The 13,294-nt window shown below is 73.0% G+C and carries 11 protein-coding genes; 5 read left to right on the top strand and 6 right to left on the bottom strand.

The annotated features are described in order from the left end of the window. Window positions 1-208: 208 nt before the first annotated feature. Together AC07FY_RS27095 and AC07FY_RS27100 are read right to left on the bottom strand one after the other, a co-directional pair. Window positions 209-1,219, bottom strand: a complete 1,011-nt coding sequence (locus tag AC07FY_RS27095) for an NAD-dependent epimerase/dehydratase family protein (protein ID WP_479011049.1) — start codon at window positions 1,217-1,219, stop codon at window positions 209-211. Further along, complete coding sequence (locus tag AC07FY_RS27100) at window positions 1,216-1,953, bottom strand: ScbR family autoregulator-binding transcription factor (protein ID WP_479011051.1); 738 nt, start codon at window positions 1,951-1,953, stop codon at window positions 1,216-1,218. Before AC07FY_RS27100 ends, AC07FY_RS27095 begins: the two co-directional genes overlap by 4 nt. 104 nt (window positions 1,954-2,057) lie before the next feature. Here AC07FY_RS27100 and AC07FY_RS27105 point away from each other — a divergent pair, with 104 nt between their 5' ends. Continuing rightward, window positions 2,058-3,026 carry a ScbA/BarX family gamma-butyrolactone biosynthesis protein gene (locus tag AC07FY_RS27105; protein ID WP_479011054.1) on the top strand — a complete coding sequence of 323 codons (969 nt, stop codon included), beginning with the start codon at window positions 2,058-2,060 and terminating at the stop codon, window positions 3,024-3,026. Between the two features lie 66 nt (window positions 3,027-3,092). Here AC07FY_RS27105 and AC07FY_RS27110 read toward each other — a convergent pair whose 3' ends face one another. From AC07FY_RS27110 to AC07FY_RS27120, 3 genes are all read right to left on the bottom strand, one after another. After that, a complete protein-coding gene (locus AC07FY_RS27110) occupies window positions 3,093-4,046 on the bottom strand; it encodes a nucleoside hydrolase (protein WP_479011057.1) in 954 nt (317 codons plus the stop codon). A 75-nt stretch (window positions 4,047-4,121) separates the two neighbouring features. Beyond that, window positions 4,122-5,528: an NADP-dependent succinic semialdehyde dehydrogenase gene (locus tag AC07FY_RS27115; protein WP_479011060.1), complete on the bottom strand. Its 1,407-nt coding sequence runs from the start codon at window positions 5,526-5,528 to the stop codon at window positions 4,122-4,124. Between the two features lie 190 nt (window positions 5,529-5,718). Continuing rightward, window positions 5,719-6,972 carry an MFS transporter gene (locus tag AC07FY_RS27120; RefSeq protein WP_479011062.1) on the bottom strand — a complete coding sequence of 418 codons (1,254 nt, stop codon included), beginning with the start codon at window positions 6,970-6,972 and terminating at the stop codon, window positions 5,719-5,721. A 268-nt stretch (window positions 6,973-7,240) separates the two neighbouring features. Here AC07FY_RS27120 and AC07FY_RS27125 point away from each other — a divergent pair, with 268 nt between their 5' ends. Beyond that, window positions 7,241-9,259 carry a discoidin domain-containing protein gene (locus tag AC07FY_RS27125; RefSeq protein WP_479011346.1) on the top strand — a complete coding sequence of 673 codons (2,019 nt, stop codon included), beginning with the start codon at window positions 7,241-7,243 and terminating at the stop codon, window positions 9,257-9,259. Between the two features lie 61 nt (window positions 9,260-9,320). Then, complete coding sequence (locus tag AC07FY_RS27130) at window positions 9,321-9,932, top strand: TetR/AcrR family transcriptional regulator (protein WP_479011065.1); 612 nt, start codon at window positions 9,321-9,323, stop codon at window positions 9,930-9,932. Window positions 9,933-9,984: 52 nt separating this feature from the next. On the opposite strand, the gene AC07FY_RS27135 is transcribed toward AC07FY_RS27130, so the two are convergent. Next, window positions 9,985-11,625 carry an FAD-dependent oxidoreductase gene (locus AC07FY_RS27135; RefSeq protein WP_479011068.1) on the bottom strand — a complete coding sequence of 547 codons (1,641 nt, stop codon included), beginning with the start codon at window positions 11,623-11,625 and terminating at the stop codon, window positions 9,985-9,987. Window positions 11,626-11,773: 148 nt separating this feature from the next. Here AC07FY_RS27135 and AC07FY_RS27140 point away from each other — a divergent pair, with 148 nt between their 5' ends. Both AC07FY_RS27140 and AC07FY_RS27145 read left to right on the top strand, forming a co-directional pair. Then, the gene (locus AC07FY_RS27140; RefSeq protein ID WP_479011071.1) at window positions 11,774-12,904 is read left to right on the top strand and encodes a SchA/CurD-like domain-containing protein; all 1,131 of its coding nucleotides are present in this window, start codon (window positions 11,774-11,776) and stop codon (window positions 12,902-12,904) included. Window positions 12,905-12,917: 13 nt separating this feature from the next. After that, entirely contained in the window at window positions 12,918-13,184 is a 267-nt protein-coding gene (locus tag AC07FY_RS27145; protein ID WP_479011074.1) for an acyl carrier protein, read from the top strand. Window positions 13,185-13,294 lie beyond the last annotated feature (110 nt).

Consider the following 13,294-nt stretch of genomic DNA (forward strand, 5'->3'; position numbering starts at 1 on the left):
TCCACGAACGCGGCACCGAACAGCTCCGCCAACGACTCGTCCCACTCGTCCGGCACGACACCACGCACGTCATACGCCTTGACGATGTTCGAAAGGTCGGGCATGTTCCACTCCTCCACGGGTGACCGGCTGTGTGCCGGACGCTACCCGCGGCCCTGACCCGCGCAGGTCGCGCGCGCCCATCCCGCTGAGGCTTTGGCAGATCGCGTCACGCCGGGGCCGTCCCGCCCCGCTTCCGGTACCACGCCGCCGCCCGGTCGAGCCGGGCCAGCGGTCCCGGCCCCGGCTCGATGCCCGCTAGCCGCCACGCCGTGTCGGCGCGGTACCAGTGGTCCCGGGCGAGCAGCGTGAACTGCCGCTCGCTCACCCATCCCGGAGTCCCCGCCAGGGCGTCGAGGCAGGCGGGCCACGGCAGGTCCTCGGCGGGACGCGGGGGCAGCACCCGGTGGCGCGCGAGGGCGGCCATCAGGTCCCCGTTGCGCACGGGCTCCGGGTGGTGCGCGTGCAGGAGGCCCGACACGGCGGCCGCCTCGCCGCCCCCGTCCCCGCGGCGGTCGCCGTTGCCGCTGCCGTTGCTGTTGCCACTGCCGCCCAGGGCGAACGCCACGATGAGCCGCGCCAGATCGTCGACGTCGACGAACGAGGCCAGCCCCGCGCCGCCGCACCACCCGGCGGGCACCCGGCGGAACGCGTCGACGAGGGCGGGTACGACCCACCGGTCGCCCGTCCCCAGCACCAGCCCGGCGCGCAGGACGAGGCCGCCCGCGTCGAGCACCGGCTCCTCCGCCGCCAGGCGGCTGCGGCTGGCCGGTGACACCGGGGCGGGTGCCAGCTCGCCGACGTCCTGACCGCGGTGCGGACCCGTCCCGTAAACCGCGCACGTCGACAGCTGGACGATGCGCCGCACTCCGGCCCGCCGCGCCTGTGCCACCAGGGCCTCGGTCCCGGCCGTGTTGACCGCGGCGCACCGTTCGGTGTCCGGCCCGATGAAGGAGGCCAGCGACAGCACGACGTCCGCGCCGTCGCAGATCCCGCGCAGGGACGCGGGGGCGGCGAGGTCGGCGTCCACCCACCGCACGGCATGCGGCGCGGTGGCGTGAGGAGGGGTCCGGGAGACCGCGCTCACCAGGGCCTGCGGCGCCCGCCCGGCGAGTCGGCGCAGTACCGCCGACCCCACGAAGCCCGTCGCCCCGGTGACCACGACACGGGGCGCGCTCACACCAGCTGCTCCGGCTCCGCCGGCCGCGTCCCGCGGGGGCGGGCCCGTTCCCGGGACGGTTCGGACGGTTCGGACGGCTTGGGCGGCTTCGACGGCTTCGACGGCTTCGACGGCGGCAGGGTCAGCCGCAGGTTCGCGCGCGCGTCCTCGGTCGCGACGGCGGGCAGCAGGTAACGCCACAGCGAGCCGATGCGCTGGGGCAGGTCGGCCCGGCCGGTGGACGCCTGGGAGAAGAGCTGGGCGCCGGTGAAGGAGCTGACCAGGACCCAGGCCAGCTCGTGGTCGTCGACGTCCGGCTGGAGCTCGCCCTTGGCCCGCGCGAAGCGCAGCTGCTGGCGGAACTCGAGGACCCACGCCTGGTAGGCGACGTCATCGCGCAGGCCGAACTCCCCTTGCTCCACAGCCAGTCGGACGCCGGCCCGGAGCACGGGATTGTGCTGGAGCTGTTCGGCCAGGTAGAGGGTGATGTCCACCAGGTGCTGGAGGCCGTCCTCCCCTTCGGGAAACTCCAGGCCGTCGCCCTGACCGACCATCACGGCGTAGGCGAGCTCCTCCTTGGAGCCGAAGTGGAAGTACATCCCGCCCTGGGTGACGTCGGCCCGCTTCATGATCTTACTGATGCTGGCTCCGCTGAAGCCGAACTCGTCGAAGACCTCCGCTGCCGCGCGCAGGATGGCCGCTCGGGTCTGAACTGCCCTTAGCTGAGGCGCACGTTGTCGCTTGCGGTCCGACATTTGGGTACCTGACTTCCTCGACAAAAAAAACGAACATCCTTTATTTTAGAACCCATCGCCGTACTGCACCAGCTCATGTCCGACGTTTCAAGGGGGGCTCAACCATGACTGTGTCAGCAGACCAATCCGCCTCAACCGTCTCCGTACTCAGCAGTGCGTTACCGCGGGAGTACGTGCACAAGAGCGCACACTCCGAGGTCCTGCTCACGGGGTGGCGCGCCGCCGCTCCCGACGAGTACGTCGTCACCGCCCAGTGGCCCCGCGCCCACAGCTTCTACTCACCGGACGCGAGCGGGCACCACGACCCCCTCCTGCTGGCCGAATCCGTCCGGCAGGCGATCCCGCTCCTGAGCCACGTCGCGTACGACGCCCCCTTCGGACACCGGCAGATCTGGGACACCTTCACCTACACGATGAACCCCGCGGTCCTCGCGGTCGGTTCGGCGCCCGCCGACATCACGCTGCACATCGCCTGCACGGACATCGCCCGCCGGGGACGAAGACTGGCCGGCCTCACGATGCACGTCACAGCCACCCGCGCCGGTGAGCTGCTGGGCACCGCCGGGGCACGCTTCACCAACCAGCCGCAGGCCGTCTACCAGCGGCTGCGCGGCCACAACGCGGACCTGGCCGAGGTGGCCGCCCGCATGATCCCGCTCCCGCCGCCGCTGACGCCCCGGCGGGTCGGCCGCGACCGCTTCCACGACGTGGTCCTGTCCCCGACGAGTTCCACGCACCGCACCCAGCTGCGGGCGGACCTCAACCACCCGATCCTCTTCGACCACCCGGTCGACCACGCCCCCGGGATGCTGCTCCTCGAGGCGGTCCGGCAGGCCGCGTACGGCTGCGCCTTCCCGCGGCGCGGCGTCCTGACGGATCTGGAGATACGTTTCTTCCGCTATGCGGAGCTCGACGCGCCCTGCTGGATCGAGACGACCCCCGCCCCCGGCGGGATGACCGACGCGGGCCGCCTGCCCGTCCGCGTCCGCGCCCGCCAGAACGGTGCGGACGTCTTCACCGCCACCGCGACGGTCACCGCGGCGCCGGCCCTCTCCCTCTGCCCCACCTCCTGACCGGGCGTCCGGTGTCCCGGCCGGGGCGCGAGGTCCCCGCCGGGGCGCCGGACGACCGCTCCCCCCTCACCGGCCGATGGCGCTACCGGAGCCCAGCGCGGCCACGGCGCCGACCAGCCGGTCCCAGAACCTCCCGGTCTCCAGGGTCATCGCGACCCGCGCGTTGACCGGGAGGTCCAGGGTGCGGTGGAGGTCGACGACCGTGACTCCGCGCGTGTACTGGCCGCGCAGCTCCACGACCACGGCCGCCGGTACGCAGTGCACGAGCCCGGGGTCGATGACGCGGGCGACGGCGACGGGGTCGTGCAGCGGCGGGCTCTCGAAGCCCCACAGGGTGCGGTAGGTGCCGGCGAAGAACGAGAGCAGCCCGGCGCAGGTCCGCCCGAGTTCCGTGCCGAGCCCCTCGAACCGGGCCAGCACCTCGGGGGTGGCGAGGGCCTGGTGCGTCACGTTGAGGCCGCACATGGTGAGCGGCACACCGCTGCGGAACACGATGTCCGCGGCCTCCGGATCGGCCTGGATGTTGAACTCCGCGGCCGGAGTGCGGTTGCCGCGGTCGGTGGAACCGCCCATGAGGACGATCTCGCGGATGTGCTCGGCGGCCTCCGGGTAGCGGGTGAGCAGCAGGGCGATGTTCGTCAGGGGCGCCGTCGGCACAAGGGTGACCGGCTCGGGATGCGTGGTCAGGATCCGGTGGATGAGCTCGACGGCGTGTTCGGGCACCACGCCGACCGTGGGTGCGGGGAACCGCGGGCCGTCCAGACCCGACTCCCCGTGGACGTCGTCCGCCACCAGCAGCGGCTGGACCAGCGGCCGGGCGCACCCGGCGGCGATGGGCACGCCGGTGATGCCCGCGACCGTGCAGACCCGGCGTGCGTTGAGGGTGGTCTTGGCGAGCGTCTGGTTGCCGGCGACCGTGGTGATCGCGAGCAGGTCGACGGCGGGATCGCCCGCCGCCAGCATGATCGCCAGGGCGTCGTCGTGGCCGGGATCGCAGTCGATGATGATCGGGACGGGCACGCGCACTCCTCACGACCGGGGCGTCCGGGGCATCGCCCGCACTCAGTCTGCCTCGTCCCGTGAGCGCGCGGGGCGTCAGGAGGGCCGCTGGTCCGCCGCCCGCCAGACGGTGGTGACGTTGCAGAACTCCCGGATCCCGTGGCCCGACAGCTCGCGCCCGTATCCGGACCGCTTGACCCCGCCGAAGGGCAGCGCGGGGTGCGAGGCGGTCATGCCGTTGACGAAGACTCCACCCGCCTCCAGGTCCCGCGCGACCTGCTCCACGTCCTCCTCGTCGCGAGTCCAGAGATTCGAACTGAGTCCGAACGGGGTGTCGTTGGCCCGCTCCACGGCTTCGTCCAGGTCGGCCACCCGGTACAGGGTGGCGACGGGACCGAACGCCTCCTCCTGGTCGATGCGCATGGCGGGGGTGACACCGCTCAGCACGGTCGGTACGTAGAACCAGCCGTCTTCGTGCCGGGGCGGGCGCCGGCCCCCGCACAGGACGGTCGCGCCGTGCCGTACGGCGTCGTCCACCAGCCCCTCCAGGTCGCCCCGGCCGGCCTCGGTGGCCAGCGGTCCGACGTCGGTCGACTCCTCCATGGGATCCCCCACCGTGAGCGCGCGCATCCCGGCCGTGAAGAGCTCGGCGAACTCGTCGTGGACGTCGGTGTGGACGATGAAGCGCTTGGCGGCGATGCAGGACTGGCCGTTGTTCTGCACGCGGGCGGTCACCGCGGTGCGGGCGGCCAGCGCGATGTCGGCCGAGGGCATGACGATGAAGGGGTCGCTGCCGCCGAGCTCCAGGACCGTCTTCTTGACCTCGTCCCCGGCGACGGAGGCCACCGCGCGGCCGGCGGGCTCACTGCCCGTCAGGGTGGCCGCGGCCACCCTCGGGTCGCGCAGCACCTTCTCCACCTCGGCCGAACCGATGAGCAGGGTCTGGAAGCAGCCCCGGGGGAACCCGGCCCGGTGGAAGAGCTCGCCGAGGTAGAGCGCGGTCTGCGGGACGTTCGAGGCGTGCTTGAGCAGCCCCACGTTGCCGGCCATGAGGGCGGGCGCGGCGAACCGTACGACCTGCCAGAGGGGGAAGTTCCACGGCATGACGGCCAGGACCACCCCGAGCGGCCGGTAGACCACCCGGACGGCCGCCGCTCCCGCGTCGCGCACGTCGTCGGGGGCGGGGTGCTCATCGGCGAGGAGGGACTCGGCCCGGGCGGCGTACCAGCGCATCGCCTTCGCGCATTTGGCGGCTTCGGCCCGGGCCGCCGCCAGCGGCTTGCCCATCTCGGTGGTGATGGTCCGCGCGATGTCCTCGGTGTCCGCCTCGAGGAGCGCGGCCGCCCGCGTCAGGAGTTCGGCCCGCTCGGCGAAGGAGGTGCGGCGGTAGGTGGCCGCCGTCGCCGCCGCGTCCGCGAGGCATCGCTCGATGCCCGCCGCGTCGAGCGGGTCGAAGGTGCGCAGCGTCTGGCCGTTCGCGGGGTTCACGGTGGCGATGGGCATGGGGGACCTTCCGTCGGGGCGGCCGCTCCCCTCGACCCTGCCCGCCGCCGGGGGCCCGCGCAACGAGGCGCACCGGCGGGCCCGCGCCCGGACGGCGTCGGGCCGCGCCCGGACGGCATCGGACCGCTGCACACGCCGTCGGGCCGCCTCGCAGGTCGCTCGGCCGCGCCTCGGACGACCTCCGGCCGCTTCAGGAACCGCGCGGAGGCGTTCGCGCGCCGGCGGCGGGCGGCCCAGGAGCGACGTGTGCCCCCTCCGGCGCCGGCCAGTACGCGGCCTTGTCGCGCGGCGGAAGGGTGACGGCCGCCAGGAGCGGGAAGACGGCCGCCGCGGTGAACAGCGCGGGGTAGCCCGGCCCGGCGACCAGCAACCCGGCCAGCGGCGGAACGAGGACGACGGCGGCGTGCTGGCCCATCCCGTTCACGCCGAGGGCGCGGCCCGCCCAGTCGGGTCCGGCGTACTCGGCGACCGCGGTGTTGTGCAGTCCGTTGGTGCTGACCGTCAGGCCGGAGGCGAGCAGCAGGGCCGCCGGCCCGGCCGGGGAATCCCAGGCGGCTCCGGCGGCGAGCAGGGCCAGGTCGGCCGCGGTGGCGAGGGCGAGCAGCCGCATCGGGCGGATCCGGCTCGCCACCGTGTCGGACCACCAGCCCGCGAGCAGCCGTACCCCCGCGCCGGCCAGGTTGGCCGCGGCCAGCACCCCGCCGGCGGTGGCGGCGGACCAGCCGCGCACCTCCGTCAGGAAGATCAGGGCGAACCCGGTCACCACGAACTGCGGTACGCACAGTGCGGCGGCGGCGACGTGCAGCCGCCACAGGTAACCGCCCCGGTAGGGGGCCGGCGAGGCCGGCGCGCCCTCCGTGCGCCGGGGGCGCGGCGGGTCGGTGGCGCACAGGGCGATCGCGATGCCCGAGGCCCCGCACAGCGCGGCGCAGAAGCCGAAGGCCGCCCAGAGGCCGAAGTGGTGGGCGAGCGGGGGCAGGGAGGCCGCCGCCACCGCGGTGCCCAGCGGCTGCGAGGCCTGCCGGACGCCCATGGCGACGCCGCGGCGATCGGGCGGGAACCAGCCGATGACCAAGCGGCCGGAGGCCGAGTTGACGGAGGAGCCCGCGGCGCCGGTCAGGACCAGCAGCGCCCCGAGCGTCCGGGCGTCGCCCGGTGCGGCCGCCGCGGCGGTCGTGGCCGCGGCGGCCATCAGCAGTCCGGCGGACAGCGCGATCCGCTCGCCGTACCGGTCGGCGACCACGCCCCACCCGATCAGCCCGAGCAGGATCCCGAGGAGCGGGCAGGAGACGAGCAGGCCGGCGCCGGCCAGCGAGAGTCCGAGCTCCCGCCGGAGGGCGGGGATCAGGTAGGCCAGGCCGTACAGCACGGTGGTGCTGGCGGCCTGGCCCGCCGTGCCCAGGGCGAGCATCGACCACCTGCGCGGGATCCGCTGCTTGTTCATCCCGTCACCCTAACGAGCGGCCGGTATATGAGACAGATTGTTTTGAATGGCGAGACACATCACTCCACTCCCCTGCCGTCGCCGCATTCTGATGCTGTATCAGGTCAACCGTCCCGGACTCTTGACTCCGCGGACGCCAGTGGCGATCGTTCTTGACATCACACCCTGTTCGGGCCATGACAACCGAGGCCGAGCTCCCCCTCCACCGACCGAAGACGTGAGTGATGACGTGACAGGACACCCGCACCACCGGCATCGGCCCCTCGCGGTGCTCTCGCTGATCCTCGCCGTGGTGGCCGTGGTGCTCGCCCCCGCGGCGAGCTCATCCGCCGATCCCGGCTGGTGGAACCCGGTCGCGCGGCCGGCGCCCGACTCCCAGATCAACGTCACGGGCGAGCCCTTCAAGGGAACCGACGCCCAGGGCCGGGTCCGCGGCTTCGTCGACGCGCACGACCATCTGATGTCCAACGAGGGCTTCGGCGGCCGGCTCATCTGCGGGAAGCCCTTCTCCGAACAGGGCATCGCCGACGCGCTCAAGGACTGCCCGGAGCACTACCCCGACGGCAGCCTCGCCATCTTCGACTTCATCACCAACGGCGGTGACGGCCGGCACGACCCCGACGGCTGGCCGACCTTCAAGGACTGGCCCGCGCACGACTCGCTGACCCACCAGCAGAACTACTACGCCTGGGTCGAGCGGGCCTGGCGCGGCGGCCAGCGGGTCCTCGTCAACGACCTCGTCACCAACGGCGTGATCTGCTCGGTCTACTTCTTCAAGGACCGCGGTTGCGACGAGATGACCGCCATCCGCCTCGAAGCACAGAAGACGTACGACATGCAGGCCTACATCGACAGGATGTACGGGGGCCCGGGGAAGGGCTGGTTCCGGATCGTCACCGACTCCGCCCAGGCCCGCGAGGTCGTCAAGCAGGGCAAGCTGGCCGTCGTCCTCGGTGTCGAGACCTCCGAGCCCTTCGGGTGCAAGCAGGTCCTCGACGTCGCGCAGTGCAGCAGGCAGGACATCGACCGCGGCCTGGACGAGCTGCACCGACTGGGCGTGCGCAGCATGTTCCTGTGCCACAAGTTCGACAACGCCCTGTGCGGGGTCCGCTTCGACGAGGGTGCGCTCGGCACCGCCATCAACGTGGGGCAGTTCCTGTCGACGGGCACCTTCTGGCAGACCGAGAAGTGCCGGGGGCCGCAGCGCGACAACCCCATCGGCCTCGCGGCGGCGCCCTCGGCGCAGAAGCGGCTCCCGGCGGGCGTGGCGGTCCCGTCCTACGCGGCGGACGCGCAGTGCAACACCCGCGGTCTGAGCGAACTCGGCGAGTACGCGCTGCGCGGCATGATGCAACGCAAGATGATGCTGGAGATCGACCACATGAGCGTGAAGGCCGCCGGCCGGGCCTTCGACATCCTGGAGTCCGAGTCGTACCCGGGTGTGATCTCCTCGCACAGCTGGATGGACCTGGACTGGACCGAGCGCGTGTACCGCCTGGGCGGCTTCATCGCCCAGTACATGCACGGCGCCGAGGGGTTCACCGCCGAGGCCGCGCGCACGGACGCGCTGCGTGAGAAGTACGGCGTGGGCTACGGCTACGGGACGGACATGAACGGCGTCGGCGGCTGGCCCGGCCCCCGCGGCGCCGACACCCCGAACCCGGTGCGCTACCCCTTCCGCAGCACCGATGGCGGCTCGGTCATCGACAAGCAGACGACCGGCGCACGGACCTGGGACCTCAACACCGACGGCGCCGCGCACTACGGCCTCGTCCCGGACTGGATCGAGGACATCCGGACCGTCGGCGGCCAGGGCGTGGTGGACGACCTGTTCCGGGGCGCGGAGTCCTACCTGACCACGTGGGGCGGCTCCGAGCGGCACAAGGCGGGGGTGAACCTCGCGGCGGGCTCCGCCGCGTCGGCCTCCTCCGCCGAGTGGAACCCGTTCACGAGCTATGCGCCGGACCGGGCCGTGGACGGCAGCGCCGGCACCCGCTGGGCCAGCAACTGGAGCGACGACCAGTGGCTGCGGATCGACCTCGGGGCGCCGACCCCGCTCAAGCGCGTCACCCTCGACTGGGAGCGCGCGTACGCCACGTCGTACCGCATCGAGCTGTCGTCCGACGGCGTGAACTGGCAGTCCGCGTGGTCCACCGCCACCGGCGACGGCGGCCTGGACACGGCGCAGTTCGCCGCCACCACGGCCCGCTACGTACGGGTCCACGCCACCCAGCGCGGCACGCAGTGGGGTTACTCCCTGCGCGAGGTGGGCGTGTACGGCAGCTGACGCCGAGGGGGTTCCCCCGGCGTGACCGCAGGGTCCTGCAACCACGACCGGAGGGAACCCCATGGCACGGATGCCGTCGGCCGAACGGCGCCGGCAGCTGACCGAGGCGGCGATCCGCGCGATGACCCGGGACGGGGTCGCGCGGACCACGACCCGGTCCATCGCCGCCGAGGCGGGCGTGTCGCTGAGCGTCTTCCACTACTGCTTCGACTCCAAGGGGGCCCTGCTGGAGTCGGTCATCGAGACGATCACCGATCACTACATCGGGGTGGTCAGGGAGGCGATCCAGCCGAAGGCGACCCTGCGGGAGACCGTACGGGCCGGCTTCCAGGCGTACTGGGACCACGTGGCCGCCCACCCGGGCGAACACATGCTCACCTACGAGCTCACGCAGTACGCCCTGCGCCAGCCGGGCTTCGAGCACCTGGCCCGGCGGCAGTACGAGATGTACGCCGACACCTACGTCGAACTCCTCGAGCAACTGCGTCCCGTCATGGGCTTCGAACCGCGCGTGCCCGTGCCCGCGCTGGCCCGGTACCTGGCGGCCATGACCGACGGCCTGACCCTGAGCCTGCTCGTCCTCGGCCACGACGCGGCGTCGGCGGACGTCCTCGAGACGATCACCGACCACGTCGCCGGCCTCGTCGGCGACACCGCCGGTCTGCCCGCCTAGGCATGCGACGGCCCCCGTGCCGCCGGCGGCGGGACGGGGGCCGGGGCCGGGTTCAGGTCCGGTAGAGCAGCAGGCTGAGGACCTCGTGCAGGACGGACTCCGGATCGACGACGGCCTCGGGCGACCGCCATGCCACGAAGCCGTCCGGGCGCACCAGGACCGCGCCGGTCTTCGTCGTGCCGTGGACCTCGGCCCAGTCGGCCCCCTCCTCGGGCGCCAGGTCGGCTTCCGGGCTGGTGCCGATGGCGTACGCGTCCAGCCGCAGGCCGAGCCGGCCGGCGACGGAGCGGGCCGCCGCCCGCCAGGGCGTGCCCTCGGAGCTGAGCAGGACGAAGGACCGCTCGTAGAGGTCCACCGTGGACCGCCGGCCGTCCGTTCCGTGCAGCCACATGTGAGGCGCGCGGGTGCCCGGGTCGCCGGCCAGCCGCATCCGCTCGGGAACGACCGGCTGCTCCGGGTCGGCGCCGAGCACCGCGCCCACGGTGTAGCGGTAGCCCATGGCGACCGTGAGCACCCCGCCCGGCCGGCCGCTGCCCGGCGGGCCGGAAACCGGTTCCGGCTCGTATCCGGGGTGGCTGTGCTCGGCGGAGCGGGCCGAGGCCCGCTCGCTCGTCGCCCTCGCGACGGGCAGCCGCTCGGCTTCGTAGCTCTGCAGCAGCCGGTGCCCCGCCGCGCCGTTCAGCACGGCGGCGAGCTTCCAGGCCAGGTTGTGCGCGTCCTGGATGCCGGTGTTGGAGCCGAACGCCCCGGTGGGGGACATCTCGTGGGCCGAGTCACCGGCGAGGAAGACCCGCCCCGCCCCGTACCGCTCCGCGACGCGCTCGGCGGCGTGCCACGGCGCCTTGCCGGTGATCTCGACGTCCAGGTCCGGCGCGCCGACGGCCCGTCGGATGTGCTCGACGCAACGTTGGTCGGTGAAGTCCTCCATCGTCTCGCCCCGGTCGGGGTGCCAGGGCGCGTGGAAGACCCACCTTTCGCGGTTGTCCACGGGGAGCAGGGCGCCGTCGGCGTCCGGCTTGGTCAGGTAGCAGACGATGAAGCGCCGGTCGCCGACCACCTCCGAGAGCCCGCGGGAGCGGAAGGTGATGCTCACGTTGTGGAACAGGTCCCCGTGGCCGGTCTGGCCGATGCCGAGCTGTTCCCGGACGGGGCTGCGCGGCCCGTCGGCGGCGACGAGGTAGTCCGCGCGCACGGTGCTGTGCTCCCCGGTGTCGCGGTTCTTGACGACCGCCGTCACCCCGGTGTCGTCGGTGTCGAAGGACAGGAGCTCGGTGGAGAACCGCAGGTCCGCCCCGAGCGTGGGGGCCACGGACATCAGCACCGGCTCGATGTCGTTCTGGCTGCACAGGCACCACGCCGACGGGCTGAACCGGGCCAGCGCTCCCCCGGGGTCGATCTCCTGGAACAGCCACTCCTGGTCCTCGCCGGTCAGCGAGCCGCCCTGCAGGATGCCGTGGTTGTCCGCCAGGACCGAGGCGGCCTCGCGGATCCGCTCCTCCACACCGGCCACCCGGAAGAGCTCCATGGTCCGTACGTTGATGCCGCGTCCGCGCGGATGCACGGAGGTGCCCGCATGCTTCTCGACGAGCATGTGCCTGATGCCGTGCCGGCCCAGGAACAGCGAGGTGCACAGGCCCACGAGCGAGCCGCCCACGATGAGGACGGGGACGCGGTGGTCGACGTTTTCCTTCATGGATCTTCCATGCCCTGTGCGAGGGGCGTTCCCTCGCCCGTTCACCCGCTTGGTTCTCCCCTCTCGCGCCGATGGCACTACCGGACCACGATCGGTTCGGGTGGCGCCGCCCCCGTGGCGACCGCGATATGCCGAAGGAGTGTGAACGATGACGACCTTGTCGGAACGGATATCCCAGTCCGCCTTCGACGGCGCGAGGCTTCGGGTCGTGCTGCTGCTGGACCTCTACGACGGGGCCCAGAACCGGTTCCTCGAGGTCTACGAGCACATGCGCCGGCAGGTGTCGTCCGTTCCCGGGCACATCCGCGACGAGTTGTGCCAGTCGATCGAGAACCCCTCGCAGTGGCTCATCACCAGCGAATGGGAGAGCGCCCCGCCCTTCCTGGCCTGGCTGAACAGCGAGGAGCACGTCGCGACGGTGCAGCCGCTGCACGGCTGTGTGCGCGACACCCGTTCGCTGCGGTTCAGCGTGCTGCGGGAGACCGGCAGGGACCGTGCGCCCGGACCGGACCCGGCGCCCGCACCGATCGCCTCGGCGCCCCGTCGTGGGGACGGCGTCGTCCGCCACGCCCTCACCTTCACGGTCAAGCCCGGCAGCGAGGCCGCGGTGGCGGAACTCCTGGCCGGGTACGCCGCCCCGCAGGCCCGGGTCGACGACAAGACCCGGCTGCGCCGCACCTCCCTCTTCATGCACGGCAACCGCGTGGTGCGGGCCGTGGAGGTGGAGGGGGACCTCCTCGCGGCGCTGCGCCACGTGGCGCGCCAGCCCGGGGTGATGGCGCTGGAGGAGGCCCTGAACCCGCACCTGGAGCAGGACCGGGACCTCGCGGATCCCGGGTCGGCGCGGATGTTCTTCACCCGGGCGGCGCTGCCCGCGGTCCACCACGTGGCCTCGGGGGGAGCGGAAACCGAGGAGGACGCGGACACCGGGCGGCACGCGCTCTTCTACCCCGCCAAGGACGGGTGCGGCACGGCGCTCGCGCGGCTGCTGGCCCGCCAGGACGAGGCCGCCGTGGACGATCCCGCGAGCCCTCTCACGGCCAGCACGGTCTTCCAGCGCGACGACGTCGTCGTCCGGCTCGTGGACGTGCGCGGCCCGCTCGACGCCCGGCCCGCCCTGGCGCTGGGTGTCGAGGGCAGCCACAAGGCGGCCGTGCTGGCCCGGCTGCTCGACAGTGCCAAGGACGGCGTGCCCACGACCGAGGACGAACTCACCCGTTTCCTGTGGCGCTCCGAAATGCGTCTGATCACCGACCGGCGTGCGCCGGCGCGAGCTTGAGGAGAGGTCCGTCATGACCGCTGGACTGACTCGACTGACCATGGATGAGCTGGCCGCCCTGATGCAGAAGGGGGCGGGCATCACCGTCGACCCGGCCGACATGGCCGCCCGCCCCGACGCGGAGTTCGAGGAGTGGGGGCTCGACTCGCTGGGCCTGCTCGGCATCGTCGGGGAGCTGGAGAACCGGGGCGGCCGGCCCCTGCCCCCGGAGGCGGAGCGGTGCAAGTCGCCGCGTGAGTTCCTGGAACTCGTCAACGGCGCGCTGATGACCGACGCCTGACACCTCCCGGACGCCACGGCGGAGAGGGGGAGGGGGGGGGGGGGGGTTGTGGGGGGGGGGGGGGGGGGGGGGTCCCCCCCCCCCCGGGGGGGGGAGGGGGCATTAAAGGA

The organism is Streptomyces sp. NPDC045967 (genome assembly GCF_056430495.1).